Source organism: Mesorhizobium sp. P3_B5 (genome assembly GCF_056402815.1).
In genome coordinates this window covers 72,224-90,272 of the sequence record NZ_JBFUGR010000003.1, presented here as the reverse complement: position 1 = coordinate 90,272, position 18,049 = coordinate 72,224, and the positions used below count along the sequence as shown (strand labels likewise).

The window sequence follows — 18,049 nt, the reverse complement described above, 5'->3', positions numbered from 1 at the left end:
TTCGAAGCTTCGCATATCAGCACAGCAGCCGGGGTTCTACCGGTTCTGTGCTGAGTCCTGTCGTGTCGCGCTAGGAGAAATTTCAATATCGTGGCCACCGACCGCGGGCAGGGCCGTATCCTCGCCAGCAGCGGCAATGACGCTGTCGAGCAGGCCGGGGAAGCGGGCGTCGAGGTCGTCGCGGCGCAACGTGATCAGCCGGCTGGTGCCGACCACCTCGGCGCGGGTGACGCCGGCTTCGCGCAGTTTGGCCAGGTGATAGCTGAGATTGGTTTTCGAGCCGAGATCGAGGAACTGGCTGCAGTTCAGCGGCACGCCTTCCTTGCTGGCGAGATAGCGCACGATGGCGAGCCTGGTCGGGTCGCCGAGCACGGCAAGCACGATCGGCAGGCTGATCTGGTCGGTGTTGGGGTGGGGCAAGGTCATGCCGCTGAATTAAGCACAATCGGGGCCGATTTCAACGCATCTCCTCCTTTGGCCGGGTGCACACAGTTTCTCGTTTCGCGATCCGTCCTGACACAGGGCTGTCAGCAGGATCGAGCTATTTATGCTGCCGGACATTGACATGATGGCACCTTATGTCCAATTGTTCAATAACTTTTGAACTAAGGACACCCGTCATGGACAAGCGCCTCTTCTGGCTTGCGCTCGGATCGTTCACGATCTCGACCGAAGGTTTTGTCATTTCCAGCCTGCTGCCCGATATCGCCACCGATGCCGGCATCTCCATTCCGCTGGCCGGCACGCTGATCACCGCCTTTGCGCTCGCCTATGCGCTCGGCACGCCGATCCTGGCGACTCTGACCGGCGAATGGGATCGGCGCCGCGTCATCCTGTGGACGCTGGTGTTCTTCGTGCTCGGCAATCTGGCGGCCGCATTGAGTTCCTCCTTCGAATTGCTGCTGATCGCTCGCATCGTCATGGCGCTGTCTTCCGGCCTGTTTGCGGCCACAGCGCAAGGCACGGCGGTGGCGCTTGTCGATAGCCACCACCGGGCGCGCGCCATCGCCGTCGTCGTCGGCGGCACCACGGTGGCGGTTGCGGTCGGTGCTCCGCTCGGCGCGCTGGTCGCGGCCTTCGCCGGCTGGCGCGGCACGTTCTATGCCATCGCCGGCCTCGGCGCGCTTGCCGGCGCCATCCTGTGGTACCGGCTGCCGCGCGGCATCGTCGGCACCAGGCTGCCGCTCAGGCAACGGCTTGCCGCGGCTCTTCGTCCTGGCGTGATGCCGATCCTGTTGACGACGCTGCTGGCGCTGACCGGCGCCTTCACCGTCTTTGCCTATGTCGCACCGCTGGCCGTTCAAGGCGGCGGGCTGAGCCCGATCGCGCTGCCCGGCATGCTGCTCGCCTTCGGCATAGGCGCGGTCATCGGCAACATCGCAGGCGGCCAGGCCGCCGATCGTTTTGGCGCGACGCGTACCGTCGGCTGGTCGCTGGGATTGAGTGCGGCGATGCTGGTCATGCTGTCGGTCATCCCGACCTTCCTGCCGCACCACATCGCCGGTCCGGCGCTGATGGCGATGATGGTGCCGTGGGGCATCGTCGGCTGGGCGTTCCCGCCGGCGCAGGCCAGCCGCATCATCAAGCTGGCGCCCGATGCCGCCCCGATCGTGCTGTCGCTCAACGGCTCGGCGCTCTATCTCGGCGTGGCGCTGGGCGCCGTGGTCGGTGGTGCCGTGCTGCGCTACGGCGCGCCGGCCGATCTCGGCCTGATCGCGGCGGCGTTCCCGATCGTGGGACTGGGCGTCGTGCTGGCCGGCCGCTGGGCGACGCGGCCGGTGGCCATGCCGGCCGAATAGTCTTGCGCCAAAGTCGCCGGCCGCCTCAGCTGGCCGGCGACGTGTCAAAATCGAGCGCGGCGATGCCGTCGAGCGCCTCGCGCAGGTTCGCGGCCTGCTCCTTGCCGACCACATCTTCGAAACGCTGTTGGGCGACATGCCACAGCTTCATCACCTCATCGAGCTTGACCAGGCCCAACGGCGTCAGCCTCACACGCTTGATGCGGCGGTCGTTCGGATCGGCGAAGGTCTCGAGAAAGCCGTCACGGATCAGCGGCTTCAGCGTGTGGCCGAGCGCCGACAGATCCATGACCAGGGCAGCGGCAATGGCGCCCATGGCCGGCTCGTTGCCGACATGGATCTGGTAGAGCAGGCCCTGCTGCGTCGCCTTGAGCCCCGAGGGCGCCAGCACATCATCATAGAACTGGCCGAGCTTGCGCGCCGCACGCCGCAGCATGGCGTTGTTGCAGAGCGTCAGGCCGGGCAGAGCATCTTGCGACATGGGGTTTCCTTGGCGACGGCGACAAGATGGTCGTCCGCGCCACCCACAAATAATCTCCGTTCAGATCATTGACAAGATAGTGGCATATGCCTACTTCGTTAATAGTGGCATATGCCACTAATTGAATGGAGCGACTTTGGCGAGGCGAGGGCAGTTGCCCACGGAGCCCGGCAACCAGGGTCGAAACGAAGCAATCGGTCGAACACAAGGAACAGGACAATGAGTGTAGAAAACAACAAGGGCACGGCGGTCGTCACCGGTGCCTCGTCGGGCATTGGCGCGGTCTATGCCGACCGGCTTGCCGGCCAGGGTTATGATCTGGTGCTGGTGGCGCGGCGCGCCGACCGGCTCGAGGAACTGGCTGAGAAGCTGCGCTACGCCTACGATCGCAAGGTCAGTGTGATCAGCGCCGATCTTGCCGACGACAACGACGTCCGCCGGGTCGAACAGGCGATATCAGCCGACCACAGCGTGACGCTGCTCGTCAACAATGCCGGCCTCGGCGGTGCGCAGGTGGTGGCCACGGCGGACGCCGACGTGGCCGAGCGCATGATCAAGGTCAATGTCATCGCCTTGACGCGGCTGACCCGCGCGGTGCTGCCGGGCCTGATCGCGCGCAACCGCGGCGCCATCGTCAACATCGCCTCGGTGCTGGCCTTCGACACGTCGTTGGGCGGCATCTACAGCGGCACCAAGGCCTATGTCGTCAACTTCACCGAAGCCCTGCAGCGCGAAGTCGCCGACACCGAAGTGAAGGTGCAGGCGGTTCTGCCGGGCGCGACCCGGACCGATTTCTGGGAACTCGCCGGCAGCGATATCGAACAGCTTCCGAAGGAGATCGTCATGACCGCCGACGATCTGGTCGATGCCGCACTTGTCGGCCTGGCCAGAGGCGAAGCCGTCACCGCGCCCGCGCTTGCCGATGCGGCCAAGCTGGACATTTTCCTCGGCGCCCGGCAAGCCTTCTACGGCAGCCTGCACGCCAACAAGCCGGCGGCGCGCTACGCGGCTTGAAGCCACCTCTGTCCCCCACTGTGGCGCTACGCCATGCACGTATCTTCTGTGACTGGCGTGACTGATCGGCCCGAGGCTTGATTACCACGTGGTTCCCCCAATCCGTCGCTGCTTCGCAGCGCCACCTTTCCCCCCTCCGGAGGGAAAGGAAGGGAGCGTTGCTGGGCAAGCGTTGGCGGCAAAAAGCCTGGCGCCTTTCCTCTACCCCGTCGATCGGGGGAGAGGTGGCTCGGCGAAGCCGAGACGGAGTGGGGGTCGACCGTGCACCATAAGACAATGCATGCGCCAAGTTGCCATGCACGCTATCGCCAAAGACCAACTGCTTGGAAATGTGTGGATGCAGTAGCGCTATGGCGGGGGCAAGAACCCAGGTTCTGCAAGGCCGACGCTTCTAATGCGTCCGCCACATCGGAATGATCGAGGCGGCGAGCAACAGGCCGAGTGCGATGTTGAGCACGCGCCACTGCCGCTCGGTTCTAAGCAACCGGGCGAGCAGCGTGCCCGCCACGCACCACAGCGACAGCGATACCGCGGCGGCGAGGCCAAAGACCGCGCCGAGCAAAAGGGCAAGTTGCAGCGGTCCGTCGGCCAGTGCCGCGAACGATGCCGCAGCGCCAAGTCCCATCGCCCAGCCTTTTGGATTCATCCACTGCAGGCCGGCGCCGCCGAGAAAACTGTTCGGCCTGGCCATCGCCACGTCGAGATTGGGCGGTCCGCTGCGGCCGATCTTGAGGGCGAGCCAGACGAGATAGAGCGAGCCGGCGATCTTCATTGCCAGTTGCAAGGATGGTACGGCCGCCAGCAGCCCGGCGAGCCCGGCCGCACCGGCAGCAGCCACGGTGGCCAGACCAGCGGCGCTGCCGGCCATCAGCGGGACAGAACGGCGAAAGCCGAACTGCGCGCCGGACGCCGTCGACAAGGTCGTCGCCATGCCCGGCGTGGAGGTGGCGACCAGCGCGAACAGGACGAGGGGAAGGATAGTCTCAAACATGCTGGCTTCTCTCCAGGGAGGCCGCATGCTAGGCGTCATCCTGCATCAGTAAATGCAATGTTTGTGATGGTTGGCATTAGGGATTATAATGTCACCATGATCCGCAATCTTGACACGACCCTGATCCGCACCTTCGTCACCGTTGCCGACAAAGCCAGCATGACGGCGGCCGCCAACGCTTTGCACCTGACGCAGGGCGCCGTCAGCCAGCAGATCAAGCGGCTGGAGGAGGTTTTGGGCTGCAGCCTGTTCGAGCGCGACCGGCGCGGGCTGAGGCTCACGCGCTCCGGGGAGCGGGTGTTCGGCAAGGGCAAACGCCTGCTCGGTCTCAATGACGAGATCTGGGCCGAGATGGCGGGCAATGCGGTTGCGGGCGAGGTGCGGCTCGGCGTGCCCTACGACCTTGTCGGCACCTTGCTGGCGCCGGTCTTGAAGAGCTACGCCGAAACCTATCCGCAGGTCGAGATCTCGCTGGTCTGCGCCTCGTCGCCGGAACTCGCCGCGGCATTGGCGACCGGCACAATAGACCTCGCCGTCATCGAAGAGCGCGTCGGCCCGTCCGCCGGCGAATGCCTGGTCATCGACCGGCTGGTCTGGGTGGGCGCCAAGGGCGGTATCGCGCGTCGCAAACGCCCGCTGCCGGTGTCGATGGTCGCCGACACCTGCGCGTTTCGGCCAGCGGTGCTGTCGGCTCTTGGCGAACACGGGGTTGAATGGCGCACCGTGTTCGAAAACGGCAACATCGACGCGACGACGGCGACGGTGCGCTCGGACCTCGCCGTCACCACCTGGCTGGCGTCGACCGTGCCTGTTGATCTCGACATTCTCTCTGGCGATCCGGAACTGCCGGCCTTGCCGAATTTTTCGATCAACTTGCACCTGCCGAAGCATGGCGTCGGGCCGGCGGCGCAGGAGTTTGCACGCCACATCCGCGATGGGCTGGCGCGGCGGGCGGTGGCGGCTTGAGGCCAAGCAGAACTTGGTTTCCTCTCCCCCGTCGATCGGGGGAGAGGTGTCGAGCGAAGCTCGACGGAGTGGGGGTCGATCTTTTCCGCCTGATTACCGCTGGCCTGAGTCTTCTTGCCCGCCTGGTTCTGCCTGTCTTACAGCGCTGCGTTTGGCAAATGGCTTCCCCCACTCCGTCGCTGCTTCGCAGCGCCACCTCTCCCCCCTTCGGAGGGAGAGGAAAGGTGCCAAGGCCGTCCCGCTACTTCCAGTTCTTGCGCCGTTCGATCTCTGCCTCGGACGGCTTCTCCGGAACAAACGACCCAACCTTGATCTCCCCGCCGCGCACATAGGTCGCCATGATGACGCCGGTGGTCGAGGCTTGCGAGCGGGTCAGCTTGAAAGCAGCGGGCAGCGTGCCGTTGCCGAACAGCCGCTTGCCCTTGCCCAGCACCAGCGGGAAGATCAGCAGGCTGATCTCGTCGATCAGATCGTTGGCGAGCAAGGTCTGGATCAGCTCGCTCGATCCCTGGACGAGCAGGTCGGGACCGTCTTCCTGCTTGAGCTGGCGCAGCGTCGCCACAACGTCGGGCCCACGCGACTGGCTGTTCTGCCAGGACAGCGTTTCGGGCCGGTGCGTCGCCACATATTTGGTGACGGCGTTGAAGCTGTCGGCGATCGGATCGTTCTCCTGATAGGGCCAATGGGCGGCGAAGATGTCGTAGGTCTTGCGGCCGAGCAGCAGCGCGAAGGGTTTGGAAAACGTCTCGTCCATGGCGGCACCCATGACGTCGTCCCAATAGTGGAACGTCCAGCCGCCATATTCGAAGCGCTCGACCGGATCTTCCTCCGGCCCGCCGGGCGCTTGCATGACGCCGTCGAGGCTGACGAATGTTGCGGCGATGATCTTCCTCATTGGGGTGCTCCTTTTCATGGTCCCGCCGTCAAGGCCGGACTTCGACCCAAGGACGGGTGAGCGGACGTCTGCCCGACAGCTGCCTGAGAAATTTCCGGCATTCCGGCCCCTCGAAGATCACAAGGCAGTCTTGCCTTTGGTTCGTGAAGCTGGCGGTCTGTCGTTAAGGCTCTGTGACGAAAACCAGACGTCGCCGATGATGGCTGTGGCGGTCCCGTCCGGGGGCCTGTCTGATGTCAGCCAGATCGAACGGCTGAGCGCGGCCTGTTCGCGGTCGGGGATTTTCGCTGCCGGACTTGCGACCGAGGCACCGACGCAAGGGATGAACCAGGAGCCCATGAACGGGTCGCAGGCAAAGCCCTTTTTGGTGCGGGTCACCAGCACCGCCAGGGCGACACGCTCGGCCGGACGCCATGGGAAGATCAGGCGACCGCCCGGCCTCAACGCCTTCAGCCATCCGGCCGGTGGTGCGGCGACGCCGGCATTGACATAGATGACATCTGATGGTGGCAGCGTGGTGGTGACGGCATCGCCATGGATGACGGTCACATTGCCATAGGCTTCGAGATTCTTTGTCGCGCGGCGGGCGAGATCGGCCTCCAGTTCGAAGGCGGTGACAGCGCCGCCGGGCGAAACCAGCCGCGCCAGTAAGGCGGTGTAGTAGCCGGTGCCGGCGCCGATATGGGTGACGGCCTCGCCCGGTTTGGGCGCGATCTTGCCGATCCACATGGCGTGCAGGGAGGGCTCGCCATTGTTGATGCCCTTGTCGGCATCGAGGGCTACCAGCACGTCCTGATAGATGTGAACCGGATCGGCGCTTGGGGTCACGACCTTGCCATTGCCGGCTGTAACCATCCTGCCAACGATGACCGTCCATGGTCCTGGGCCAAGAAAGGCTTCGCGCGGCACCGTGGCGAAAGCCTCTTCGAGACGCGGATCGGCCGAGCCGGAATTGGCAGCCATCAGCCGCGCGTAGAATTTTCGAGCTTCCGCAAGGACGGTCATCGCCCGTCAAGATAGCGCAGACAGCCGATTTGTCGCGTCGGTTTGTCGGACAAACCGGTGAGGGAGCAGTTGGACTGTTCGTTGCTCAGCCGACGCCGAAGACGGTGTCGTAGAGCAGCTTGAAGTTGAGCACCAGGATGATGGCGGCGACCACCCATGCGAGTGCGGCGACGCTGCGTGGTATCGCGAGATTGCCCATCTTCTTCTTGTCGGAGACGAACTGCACCAGCGGAACCACCGCGAAGGGCAGTTGCATAGACAGGATGACCTGGCTGAAGACGAGCAACTGGCCGGTTCCTTTTTCGCCATAGAGCGCGGTGACGATCACCACCGGAACGATGGCGATGCCGCGCGTCACCAGGCGCCGCGCCCATTGCGGGATGCGCAGGCGCAGGAAACCTTCCATGACGATCTGGCCGGCGAGCGTCGCCGTCACCGTCGAATTCAGGCCGGAGGCAAGCAGCGCCACCGCAAACAGGGTGGAGGCGATGCCGAGGCCAAGCAACGGCGACAGCAGTTCAAAGGCCTTGCCGATCTCGGCGACGTCCTGATGACCGGTGCCGTGGAAGGCCACTGCCGACACGATCAGGATGGACGCGTTGATGAACAGAGCCAGCATCAGGGCGATGGTTGAGTCGGTGGTTGCCCATTTGATGGCGTCGCGCTTGCCTTTCTCGGTGCGCTCATAGGCACGCGTCTGCACGATCGAGGAGTGCAGGTAAAGATTGTGCGGCATGACGGTGGCGCCGATGATGCCGATGGCGATGTACAGCATCGCCGGGTTGGTGACGATCTCGGACGACGGCACGAACATGGCGTGCAGGACCGAGCCAACCGGTGGAGAGGCGGCAAAGATCTGAATGGCGAAGCAGCCGAAGATGATGATCAAAAGCGCGATGATGAAGGCTTCGAGGAAGCGAAAACCCTTGTTCATCAGCAGAAGCAGCAGGAAAGCGTCGAGCGCGGTGATCAGCGCGCCGCCGATCAGCGGAATGCCGAACAGTAGCTGCAGAGCAATCGCCGTGCCGATGACCTCGGCGAGGTCGCAGGCGATGATGGCCAGTTCGCAGGCGATCCACAGCATGAAGTTCACTGGCCGCGGATAGTAGGCGCGGCAAGCCTGGGCGAGGTCGCGGCCGGTGGCGATGCCGAGCCGCGCTGCGAGCGCCTGCAGCAGGATGGCCATCAGGTTCGACAGCAAGATGATGAAGAGCAAGGTGTAGCCGAACTGGGCGCCGCCGGCGAGGTCGGTCGCCCAGTTGCCGGGGTCCATGTAGCCCACCGAGACCATGTAGCCCGGACCCATAAAAGCGAACAGCCGGCGAAACCAGACGCCCGAACTCGGCACGGCGATCGAGGAATTGACTTCGCGCAGGCTGGGCTGGTCGTCCTCTTCCGGCCGGGCAAATCGCCACATGGATCGGGATTCAGAGGTGGCTTGGGCTTCCGACATAAAGGGGATTTCCGCTGGGATTGGTGGATGTTGCCGCCAATCTATGCCACGGCTGAACATTATGCAATATGCTATATTTCATTGTATGTGCTTTTTAGGGACCCCTTGTCAGAGAGCAGGGGGCAATCGGGGGAACCCAGTTGCGCCTGCCAAGGAATGCAAATAAACGGCCAGAACATTTCAAGCTCGTGCTATGAATGTTCAATATCGGGACATCCGCCGACGGCCAGAAGGAGCGCGTATTGGCGCTGAAAAACAGACCCGTACCGCGCGAACCGCTGCCTGACGCCGACGTCCATTCTGAGGGATTCCGGCAGACGCGCGAAGCGCGCCGCAGCGCGCTGGTCGAGGATTATGTCGAGCTGATCGCCGACCTGATCGAGGACGGCAATGAGGCGCGGCAGGTCGACATCGCGGCAAGGCTCGGCGTTGCCCAGCCGACCGTGGCCAAGATGCTGACCCGGCTGTGCACCGACGGGCTGGTGTCCAGGAAACCCTATCGCGGTGTCTTCCTGACCGAGGCCGGCCGCAAGGTTGCCGAGGAGAGCCGCATTCGCCACCAGACTGTGGAAGCCTTCCTGCGCTCGCTCGGCGTAAGCGCCGAAACGGCGCGCATCGATGCCGAGGGCATCGAGCACCATGTCAGCGCCGAGACGCTCGAAGCGTTTCGCAAGGCGATGACCGCGCCCCGCTAATCCCCGCCCCACAGACCTACCGGAACCGCCGCATCACGGATGCGTTGAGGAGCATGCCGCGCGGTTGGCGCGAGGCCGAGGAGGACATCATGGGCGTTGAACAGGCACCGACAGCGAAGGGCAAGCAGGCGGCAAAGGGATTGAAGCAAGCTGCGGCGAAGGACGAGCGCAAGACGGAAGCCGAAACCGGCCGGCCGCTGAAAAAGGGCGCTGCCCGTTTCGAGGAGCGTTCGAAAAGCTCGGACGGCAAGAGCGCAGGCGCCAAGCAGAAGAGTTGAGATTTGCCCCAGGGCGGCGCCTTTACTCTTGGGTGTCTTGCACCCAGCTGCGCGGATGACCGTCGACGCGGAACTGAAAGATGAAATAGGGCGGGATGCAGGTGCCCTTGCCGGGTTTCGCCTCCGCCAGATCATCGTAGCCGGCGGTGCAGATATAGTCCTCGCGGCAGGGATGGGCCTTGTCGCAGGCGCGTAGACCAGCTGTCTTGGTGAATTCCTTGGTGCAGAATTTATGATCCTTGCCTGAGGCGATGCAGTCGTTGAAACCGGTCTTGGCAAGCCGTCCGCAAGTCGCCTCGTCGGGCAGTTTTTCGCAGCTCGCCTTGCGCAGCATGCCGCCTGGAAAGCCGCCAGTCTTCTGCTCGGGATTGTCATAACGCTGGCGCGCGGCGCCATAGCCGGCGAGCTTTATCGGCGGTTTCTTGTCCCTGACAGGGTCGATGGCGCAGGCCTTTGCGGTTGCCGGCGACAGACGGCAATATTTGTCGTCGCCCCATTTGGACATCTTGATCTCGCCGAACTCGACGGGGTCGCCGACAGCGGTTCCCGCTTCGCTGACGCAGGTGCCGAAACCCGGATGGATGGCGCTCTCATGCACGCCGGCGCAACGCAGGCCTTCGCCGCAGGTCCAATCCTTGAAGCTCGCATCCTCGCCGCGATAGCAGATCGAGCCCCAGCCATTGTAGAGATCAGTGCCTTTCAACGCCTCGGCATACTTGGCGTCCGGCCGGGCAGCGAAGCCGCGGGTAAAATCCGGATGGCCGCCGGCGGCAAATTCCTCGACGATGGCGCGGCGGCGCGGCAGGTCGGCGAAGAACACCGCAGAGCCCGGCACCAAGACCGCGTTGCGGCGTGGTTCGCTGGCCGGATCGGCGCCGGTGTAGTGGAAGCCGGCAATGCCGTGCGTCTGGTGGCAGCCGGTGCAGCTCATCTCGTTGAGCCGCAGGTTGAAGCCGGCCACCGACTTCACAGTTTTCAGCTCGTTGCCCCTGGCGACATAGTCTTTCAGCGCCTTGTCGACGGCGTCGTCATCGAGCAGCCCATAGGCCAGATTGTTCTGCGACCGGCTCATGCCGCCCGGCGCCACCGAGATGGCGCTGGTCACCAGGAACTTTTCGTCGATGACCAGCCGGCCGCGGTCGAGGTCGTAGATGTTGCGGTCGGTGAGCAGCCATTTGGCGAAGGCCTGCCTGTCGGCCAGCACCACTTTGCGGTCGATCTCGTTCTCCATCTTCGATTCTTGGAAGGTGGAGGTGGCAGGATCCCATTTGAAGATTTTCAGCAAATATTCCGCGTGGCCGCCGAAATCGCGGCGGGTCGAGGCCGACAGCCGCAAAACCTGCATGTTGAGCTCGAGCCGCATGATCTGCGAGGAATTCAGCATGGCGTTGGAAAGCGGGCCTTCGTCCGAGCGCAACCATGCCGCCAGTTGGTCGGGCGCGAGGTCCTTCTGCCCGGCGGCAAGCCAGCGTTTGGCGACATCCGCACAGGAGGCGCCAATGGCACTTGGACGATCCTTTGAGGCACGGGCTTGCGCCTCGGTGGGCCTGGCGTTGAAAACCAGGCTCATGGTCAGCGGCAGGCGAGACGAGATGCGCTGGCCAGGTGTCTCCTCGACCGAATAATGAAAGCGGTAGATCAGCCTGATCTCGCCGCATTGGGTGTGGCCGAGATAGCCGCGATCCATGCGGTTGACGACGCCGGTGAGGTCGAGCGTCGAGCCGTCGTCGTCGATGTATCTGGGGTTGAACTTCTGGCTGCTGTCCTTCGATTTGGCCAGTGCCGCGACATAAGGGTCTGGGCTGTTGCCGGGCTCGTCGATGATCTGTTGTTTGACGGCGTTGCGGACCGGGGTCAGCGCGCGTACCGAAAACAGTCCATGGTTGTCGACATCGCGCGTCAGGCCAAGTGCTGGCCCAAGCAGGCGGCTGATCGAGAGGCCGCCGCGCTCGAGCGCTTGCAAGGTTGCGGGGTCGGTGACGGCGACGCTGGAATCGAGCGTGACGGCGCCGGCCGACCAGGGGCCGAGGCAAAGCAGCGCCGCCAGCAACAAGAATCGGCCGATCGTTCGCAAGCGCCCTCACACCCCTGTTCAAGTTGGATGCTACAGCGCCTGTGCCGTCTCGGCCAGAGCGGCGAAGCGGCGACGCTAGCGGCGAAAAATGCTGTGACTTGGTGCAACCATTGGGCTAATTGTTTGTTGGGTCGGACCGGGCCATGACATCGGCTGGGTCAACCGAAACGTGCATCGCGGGGAGTTGCCATGCTCTGGAAGGGCCGTCGTCAGAGTGACAATGTCGAGGACGAGCGCAGCGACAGCGGTGGCGGCGGTGGGCTAGGCGGCGGGAGCCCCGGTCAGTTTCGTGTCCCGATTGGCGGCCGCACCGGTGGCGGCGGCAGCATCTTGCTCGTCATCCTGGTGGTGCTTGCTGGATGGTATTTTGGTTTCGATCCATCACAGATCCTGGGCGGCGGCGATGGCGGCCTGCTGCCGGGCGGCGACGGTCAGATTACCGACAACAGCGGCGGGCAGGACGCCGGTACCGGTGCGCCGGCCTCCGACGAGATGAAGCAGTTCGTTTCGACGGTGCTGGCCGAAACCGAGGACACCTGGACCGGTATTTTCCAGGCCAACGGCCTGAAATATGAGGATCCCAAGCTGGTTCTGTTCAGCGGCCAGATACGCTCGGCCTGCGGTGCCGCCTCGACCGCGGCTGGACCGTTCTACTGTCCCGGCGACCACAAGGTCTATCTCGACACCAGCTTCTTCCAGCAGCTCGACCAGCAGTTCGGTGCCTCGGGCGACTTCGCCCAGGCCTATGTGATCGCGCATGAGGTTGGCCATCACGTGCAGAACCTGACCGGCATCCTGCCCAAGTTCAATAAAATGCGGCAAGGCATGAGCGAGGCCGATGCCAACCACATGTCGGTGCAGGTTGAACTCCAGGCTGACTGCTTTGCCGGCATCTGGGCGCACTTCACCGCGCAGAAGGGCATTCTGGAACAGGGCGACATCGAAGAGGCGCTGAACGCGGCGCAGAAGATCGGCGACGACACGTTGCAGAAGAAGATGCAGGGCTACGTCGTGCCGGAAAGCTTCAACCATGGCACGTCGCAGCAGCGGCAGACATGGCTGGCGCGAGGCTACAAGAGCGGCAAGCTTTCGGACTGCGACACGTTCAACAATCCGATCTGAAGCACTGGCCGATCTGAGGCACTGGCCGATCTGAGGCACTGGAATTCTTCCGAAAAACCGGCGCTTCCAACGATGCGCACGGTAGCATCCATCATGGCAAGTGATGTCAGGATGAGAATATCTGACCTGTTCCCTTATTGTTCCTGGCGGTGGGCTCGCCTATAAGGTGCGTCCGCCTGCGCCCCAGGGCGAGCAGAGGAGCTAGACCACCATGATCGACCCCAAAACCGCCAGGCGGGGCCTTGCGCTCGTTTTCACCACGCTGCTGCTCGACATTATCGGCTTCGGCATCATCATGCCGGTGCTGCCCGCCTATCTCAGGGAACTGACCGGCGTCAGCATCAGCGGCGCGGCTATCGAGGGCGGCTGGCTGTTCTTTGTCTATGCCGCGATGCAGTTCTTCTTCGCGCCCATCATGGGCGGGTTGAGCGACCGCTTTGGACGGCGGCCGATCCTGCTCGCCTCGGTGCTGACCTGTGCCATCGACAATCTGATCTGCGCCGTCGCCTGGTCGTACCCGATGCTGTTCATCGGGCGTGTGCTGGCCGGCATTTCGGGCGCCAGCTACTCGACGACGTCGGCCTTCATCGCCGATATCTCGAACGATGAGAACCGGGCGAAGAATTTCGGCCTGCTTGGCATCGCTTTTGGCGTCGGCTTCGTCATCGGACCGGTTCTGGGCGGGCTGCTCGGCACGCTCGGTCCGCGCGTACCGTTCTATTTTGCCGCCGGGCTTGCTCTGCTGAATTTCCTGATCGCGATGTTTTTCTTGCCGGAAACGCTGGACGAAAAACACCGGCGCCGGTTCGAGTGGAAACGCGCCAACCCTGTGGGAACGCTCCTCCAGATGCGCCAATACAAAGGCATCGGCTGGATCGGTCTTGTCTTCTTTCTGATGACGCTCGGGCACATGATGTATCCGGCGGTCTGGTCGTTCGTCTCCACTTACCGCTATGGCTGGAACCAACAGCAGATCGGCTTTTCGCTGGGTGCCTTCGGCCTGTGCGGAGCGATCGTCATGGCGACGGTGCTGCCGCGTGTGATCCCAAGGCTTGGTGAGTGGAAGACGGCGGCAATCGGTCTGGCGTTCACGGCACTCAGCGCCTTCGGCTATGCCTTCGCGTCGCAAGGCTGGATGATCTATGCCGTGATCGTCGTCGGCTGTCTCGAAGCGTTGGCCGACCCGCCGCTCAGGAGTCTGGCCGCCGCCAAGGTGCCACCTTCGGCGCAAGGCGAACTCCAGGGCGCTATGACCTCGATCTTCTCGATCACCTCGATCATCACGCCGCTGCTCTATACGGCGATCTTTTCCTGGTTCACCGGGCCGAGCGCGCCGGTGACCTTCGGTGGCGCGCCCTATCTGGTCGGCGGGTTGTTCATGACGCTGGCGCTCATCGTCTTCGTCACCAAAGTGGCGAGGTCGGCGGCACTTGGAAAAGTTGCGACCGGCGTCGCGGAAGATGGGGCCAAGATATGAGCCATGCGAGCCGCATCGTCCTGACGTGACGTTTGCGCCGCCCCTCATTGCCCTGCCGGGCATTTCTCCCCGTATAGTGACGGGGAGAAAGACGCCGTCGCCGCCGCTTTCGCCAATCGTCAACGTTGCTGTAAGAGCGCCGAGGTTGCGACAAGCCCCTTCTCCCCGTTTACGGGGAGAAGATGCCGGCAGGCAGATGAGGGGCGGCTCTAACGGATCGGCTCAAGCACGCTCCGCCAGCAATTCCTCTCCGCGCTTCTCGCGAATGAGATTGACGAAGCGGCGGAACAGGTAGTGCGAATCCTGCGGGCCGGGCGAGGCTTCGGGGTGATGCTGGACCGAGAACACCGGTCTTCCGGTCAGCGCGATGCCGCAGTTCGAACCGTCGAACAGCGAGACATGGGTTTCCTCGACGCCGTCGGGCAGCGAGTCGGCATCGACGGCAAAGCCGTGATTCATCGAGACGATCTCGACCTTGCCGGTGGTGTGGTCCTTGACTGGGTGGTTGGCGCCGTGATGGCCCTGGTGCATCTTGGCGGTCTTGCCGCCGAGCGCCAGCGCCAGCATCTGGTGGCCGAGGCAGATGCCGAACACCGGGATGTCGGTCTTCAACAGGTCCTGGATGACCGGCACGGCATAGTCGCCTGTGGCTTCCGGGTCGCCGGGGCCGTTGGAGAGGAAGATACCGTCCGGCTGCATGGCGAGGATTTCTTCGGCGCCGGTGTTGGCCGGCACCACGGTGACCTTGGCGCCGAGGCCGGCAAGCAGCCGCAATATGTTGCGCTTGACGCCGTAATCGATGGCGATGACATGCATGGACGGATCGGCCTGTTCGCCAAAGCCTTCGTTCCAGACCCATTGCGTCTCGCGCCAGACCGAGGACTGGCCTGACGTGACCTCCTTGGCGAGATCGAGCCCAATCAGGCCGGACCACGCGGCGGCGCGGCGCTTGAGATCATCAAGGTCGAAGACGCCGTCGGGCGCGTGCGCAATGACGGCATTGGGCATGCCCTTTTCGCGGATCAGCGCGGTCAGCGCGCGGGTGTCGATACCCGACAGAGCAACGATGCCGCGCTTCTTCAGCCACTGGTCGAGGCCGGTGCCGGCGCGGTAGTTGGACGGGTTGGTGACATCGGCCTTAAACACGGCGCCGACGGCGCCTGAACGTGCCACCGGGTTGAGATCCTCGATGTCCTCGTCATTGGTGCCGATGTTGCCGATATGCGGAAAGGTGAAGGTTACGATCTGGCCGGCATAGGACGGATCGGTGAGGATTTCCTGGTAGCCGGTGAGCGCGGTGTTGAAACAGACTTCGGCGACGGCGGAGCCGGTGGCGCCGAGACCGCGACCCTCGATGACCGTGCCGTCGGCAAGCACCAGCAGCGCGGTCGGCTTTTCGATGGTCCAGGCGGGCGTCACATCAGCCATGGCGGCACTCCTATCAGGCTGCGCGCTTCGACCGACCTAGTGGGCCTGCTGCGCAGCAATCGGCGCGGCAGCGATTTCTCGAGCCTGCGCGCGTCAATTCATTGTCTTATGCAAGGCCGAGTACATAGGGGAAGGTGCCAGAACGGTCAATGATGCAGCCAGTGACCAGCATCGATTTATTTCGTCGAACAATATCAGTGATTTGACGGCGTCTTCGGGGGTTTGCCTTGCGCATTCGCCGGGGCTATTGTCCGCGCCGATCGAAGGAGAAAGCATCATGCGTGGCAAAATCGCCGAATCCCTGAAGAGCGCGATGAAGGCGCAGGACAAGCGCCGGCTGCCGACGCTACGGCTGATCCAGGCCGCCATCCATGACCGCGACATCCTCAATCGCGGGTCCGGCAAGGAGCCGGCCAGCGACGAAGAGATCCTGCAGATCCTGGCCAAGATGGTGAAGCAGCGCGAGGAGTCGGCCAAGGCCTTCGACGACGGCAAGCGGCCTGAACTTGCCGCGCAGGAGCGCGACGAGATGGCCATCATCCGTGATTTTCTACCGACGCAGCTCGACGATGCCGCGGTGACGGCCGCGGCGCGTGAGGCGATCGCTGCCACCGGTGCCGCCAGCCAGAAGGATATGGGCAAGGTGATCGCTGCGCTGAAGCAGAAATATGCCGGCCAGATGGATTTCGGCAAAGCGAGCGGCATCGTCAAAGGCCTGCTGCAGTAAGGATTTCCCCGCTGCCGCCGTTCGGGTGTGAGCCGACGCCGGCTTGGCGCTGATGCCTATTCGGCGGCGGCGGGGACAGGCGGGGTAGCGTTGCTGCGCCCCTCCGAAATGTAGGAAACGGCGGCGACCGCCACCGCGACCAGCATGGCAAGCGCGCCGACGACCGGCAGGCTGCGATAGCCATAGCCAGCATTGAGCAGGGCGGAACCGAGCGACGCGGCCAGCGCGATGCCGACATTGAAGCCGGACGGAATGAGCGACGAGGCGAGGTTGGAGGCGTCTGCCGTCCAGGCCAGGATGCGGGTCTGGATCGGCGTGCCGATGGCGAAGTTGAGACCGCCCCAGATGACGATCGCCACAACCATCGGCAGGGGATAGGGGCTGACGGCAAAGATGACGACAAGGGTTACCGCCTGCAGGAGAAGCATGGTGATGAGCGACGGCATCAATTTCCAGTCGGACAATTTGCCACCAAGGAAGACGCCGATCGTCGCGCCGACGCCGTTGAGCAGCAGCACCCACGGGATCAGGTTCTCGTCGAGGTGGGTCACCTCAAGCAAGGTCGGCGTGATGTAGGTGAACAGCCCGAACTGACCGATCATCAGCATCAGCATCAGGATGAGTGACGTCCAGACCTGCTGGCGCGCCAGCACGCGGACTTCGCGCGCAAGGCTGGCCGACGGACTCGACGATCCCGTCTTGCGCGGCAGCAGCGCAAGCATGGCAAGCGTCGCCACCACGCCGAGCCCGCACATGACCCAGAACGTCGCCCGCCAGCCCCAGAGATTGCCGATCGCGGTGCCGGCGGGAACGCCGATGACGTTGGAGACGGTGAGGCCCGACAGGATGACCGCGACAGCCATGCCGCGCTTGTCCTCGGGGACGAGGCCGACCGCGACCACCATGGCGACACCGAAATAGGCGCCATGCGCCACGGCTACGGCAATCCGCAGCAGCAGCATGGAGGCAAAGTCGGGCGCCAGCGCGCAGGCAGCCTGGCCGATGGTGAAAGCGACGGCAAGGCCGAGCAGCAGGGCCTTGCGGGAAACGCTCTTGGTGGCGAGCGCCAGCAACGGGCCGCCAATGGCGATGCCGGTGGCGTAGCCGGAGACGAGATAGCCTGATGTGGGGATCGAAACGCCAAGGCCGTCCGCCACCTGCGGCAGCACGCCGGCGATGACGAACTCGGTGGTGCCGAAGGCAAAGGCGGCAAAGAACAGGGCGAAAAGGGGAAGCATGGCGCGGAAGCGATCCTCGACTGAGGAAGCCTCAAACCACGGATGGGCGCCGCCGGCAATGCAGAAATTGTCGCCGACGCTTTAGGTTTTCTTGATCGGGATCGTCTCGCCTTCAGCCACGCTGGCAAGGCTACGCCGCCGTTTTCCGTCCGTAGGGAATCTTCAGCCACGCGCGCTCATGAAAATAGTAAAGCAGCGACTTGGTGACGACCTCAGTCGCGCCGATGGCCGCGGCAAGCTTGATGCTGCCGGTTACGACGAGCGAGATGATCATCGTGTCGATGGTGCCGGTGACGCGCCAGGAGAGCGCCTTGGCGAAACTGCGCGAATGCGTATCCATCGACTTTCCTCCCGGTGGACTTTTGATCAATCCTTAGCCGACGGACAGGAGGCGGCGCAAAGATAT

At 63.7% G+C, this 18,049-nt stretch carries 18 protein-coding genes; 8 read left to right on the top strand and 10 right to left on the bottom strand.

Features of this window, described 5'->3' with window-relative positions:
• Window positions 1-36 precede the first annotated feature (36 nt).
• Window positions 37-426: an ArsR/SmtB family transcription factor gene (locus AC1DVW_RS10080; protein ID WP_477322814.1), complete on the bottom strand. Its 390-nt coding sequence runs from the start codon at window positions 424-426 to the stop codon at window positions 37-39.
• Window positions 427-620: 194 nt separating this feature from the next.
• On the opposite strand from AC1DVW_RS10080, the gene AC1DVW_RS10075 reads away from it, so the two are divergent.
• Window positions 621-1,799 carry an MFS transporter gene (locus tag AC1DVW_RS10075; protein WP_477322812.1) on the top strand — a complete coding sequence of 393 codons (1,179 nt, stop codon included), beginning with the start codon at window positions 621-623 and terminating at the stop codon, window positions 1,797-1,799.
• A 25-nt stretch (window positions 1,800-1,824) separates the two neighbouring features.
• Here AC1DVW_RS10075 and AC1DVW_RS10070 read toward each other — a convergent pair whose 3' ends face one another.
• Window positions 1,825-2,280, bottom strand: coding sequence for a MarR family winged helix-turn-helix transcriptional regulator (locus tag AC1DVW_RS10070; protein ID WP_477322811.1), 456 nt, complete (start codon window positions 2,278-2,280; stop codon window positions 1,825-1,827).
• A 219-nt stretch (window positions 2,281-2,499) separates the two neighbouring features.
• On the opposite strand from AC1DVW_RS10070, the gene AC1DVW_RS10065 reads away from it, so the two are divergent.
• Window positions 2,500-3,294, top strand: a complete 795-nt coding sequence (locus AC1DVW_RS10065; protein WP_477322809.1) for an SDR family NAD(P)-dependent oxidoreductase — start codon at window positions 2,500-2,502, stop codon at window positions 3,292-3,294.
• 391 nt (window positions 3,295-3,685) lie between these two features.
• Here the strand turns inward: AC1DVW_RS10065 and AC1DVW_RS10060 are convergent, their stop codons facing one another.
• Entirely contained in the window at window positions 3,686-4,285 is a 600-nt protein-coding gene (locus AC1DVW_RS10060) for a LysE family translocator (protein WP_477322807.1), read from the bottom strand.
• 96 nt (window positions 4,286-4,381) lie between these two features.
• Here AC1DVW_RS10060 and AC1DVW_RS10055 point away from each other — a divergent pair, with 96 nt between their 5' ends.
• Window positions 4,382-5,251: a LysR family transcriptional regulator gene (locus AC1DVW_RS10055; protein ID WP_477322805.1), complete on the top strand. Its 870-nt coding sequence runs from the start codon at window positions 4,382-4,384 to the stop codon at window positions 5,249-5,251.
• A gap of 241 nt (window positions 5,252-5,492) precedes the next feature.
• On the opposite strand, the gene AC1DVW_RS10050 is transcribed toward AC1DVW_RS10055, so the two are convergent.
• The 3 genes from AC1DVW_RS10050 to AC1DVW_RS10040 all read right to left on the bottom strand — a co-directional run bounded on the left by AC1DVW_RS10050 (window position 5,493) and on the right by AC1DVW_RS10040 (window position 8,604).
• Window positions 5,493-6,146 carry a dihydrofolate reductase family protein gene (locus tag AC1DVW_RS10050; protein ID WP_477322803.1) on the bottom strand — a complete coding sequence of 218 codons (654 nt, stop codon included), beginning with the start codon at window positions 6,144-6,146 and terminating at the stop codon, window positions 5,493-5,495.
• Window positions 6,147-6,263: 117 nt separating this feature from the next.
• Window positions 6,264-7,151: a protein-L-isoaspartate O-methyltransferase family protein gene (locus tag AC1DVW_RS10045; RefSeq protein WP_477322801.1), complete on the bottom strand. Its 888-nt coding sequence runs from the start codon at window positions 7,149-7,151 to the stop codon at window positions 6,264-6,266.
• Window positions 7,152-7,236: 85 nt separating this feature from the next.
• On the bottom strand, window positions 7,237-8,604 hold the full coding sequence (locus AC1DVW_RS10040) for an Nramp family divalent metal transporter (RefSeq protein ID WP_477322799.1): 1,368 nt from the start codon (window positions 8,602-8,604) through the stop codon (window positions 7,237-7,239).
• 242 nt (window positions 8,605-8,846) lie between these two features.
• Between AC1DVW_RS10040 and mntR the strand changes: the two genes are divergently transcribed.
• Window positions 8,847-9,299, top strand: a complete 453-nt coding sequence (gene mntR, locus AC1DVW_RS10035) for a manganese-binding transcriptional regulator MntR (RefSeq protein WP_477272611.1) — start codon at window positions 8,847-8,849, stop codon at window positions 9,297-9,299.
• Between the two features lie 89 nt (window positions 9,300-9,388).
• Window positions 9,389-9,577 carry a hypothetical protein gene (locus AC1DVW_RS10030; RefSeq protein ID WP_477236907.1) on the top strand — a complete coding sequence of 63 codons (189 nt, stop codon included), beginning with the start codon at window positions 9,389-9,391 and terminating at the stop codon, window positions 9,575-9,577.
• 22 nt (window positions 9,578-9,599) lie between these two features.
• Here AC1DVW_RS10030 and AC1DVW_RS10025 read toward each other — a convergent pair whose 3' ends face one another.
• Window positions 9,600-11,651, bottom strand: coding sequence for a hypothetical protein (locus AC1DVW_RS10025; protein WP_477322797.1), 2,052 nt, complete (start codon window positions 11,649-11,651; stop codon window positions 9,600-9,602).
• Between the two features lie 189 nt (window positions 11,652-11,840).
• Between AC1DVW_RS10025 and ypfJ the strand changes: the two genes are divergently transcribed.
• The gene (gene ypfJ, locus AC1DVW_RS10020; protein WP_477322796.1) at window positions 11,841-12,773 is read left to right on the top strand and encodes a KPN_02809 family neutral zinc metallopeptidase; all 933 of its coding nucleotides are present in this window, start codon (window positions 11,841-11,843) and stop codon (window positions 12,771-12,773) included.
• Between the two features lie 211 nt (window positions 12,774-12,984).
• Window positions 12,985-14,250, top strand: a complete 1,266-nt coding sequence (locus AC1DVW_RS10015) for a TCR/Tet family MFS transporter (protein WP_477322794.1) — start codon at window positions 12,985-12,987, stop codon at window positions 14,248-14,250.
• 222 nt (window positions 14,251-14,472) lie between these two features.
• Here the strand turns inward: AC1DVW_RS10015 and carA are convergent, their stop codons facing one another.
• Window positions 14,473-15,678 (bottom strand): glutamine-hydrolyzing carbamoyl-phosphate synthase small subunit, encoded by a 1,206-nt coding sequence (gene carA, locus AC1DVW_RS10010; protein ID WP_477322792.1) that lies wholly within the window; start codon window positions 15,676-15,678, stop codon window positions 14,473-14,475.
• A gap of 277 nt (window positions 15,679-15,955) precedes the next feature.
• Between carA and AC1DVW_RS10005 the strand changes: the two genes are divergently transcribed.
• Window positions 15,956-16,405, top strand: a complete 450-nt coding sequence (locus AC1DVW_RS10005; protein ID WP_477322790.1) for a GatB/YqeY domain-containing protein — start codon at window positions 15,956-15,958, stop codon at window positions 16,403-16,405.
• Between the two features lie 56 nt (window positions 16,406-16,461).
• On the opposite strand, the gene AC1DVW_RS10000 is transcribed toward AC1DVW_RS10005, so the two are convergent.
• Both AC1DVW_RS10000 and AC1DVW_RS09995 read right to left on the bottom strand, forming a co-directional pair.
• The gene (locus AC1DVW_RS10000; protein ID WP_477322788.1) at window positions 16,462-17,643 is read right to left on the bottom strand and encodes an MFS transporter; all 1,182 of its coding nucleotides are present in this window, start codon (window positions 17,641-17,643) and stop codon (window positions 16,462-16,464) included.
• A gap of 130 nt (window positions 17,644-17,773) precedes the next feature.
• A complete protein-coding gene (locus tag AC1DVW_RS09995; RefSeq protein WP_477245269.1) occupies window positions 17,774-17,983 on the bottom strand; it encodes a DUF2061 domain-containing protein in 210 nt (69 codons plus the stop codon).
• Window positions 17,984-18,049: the final 66 nt, after the last annotated feature.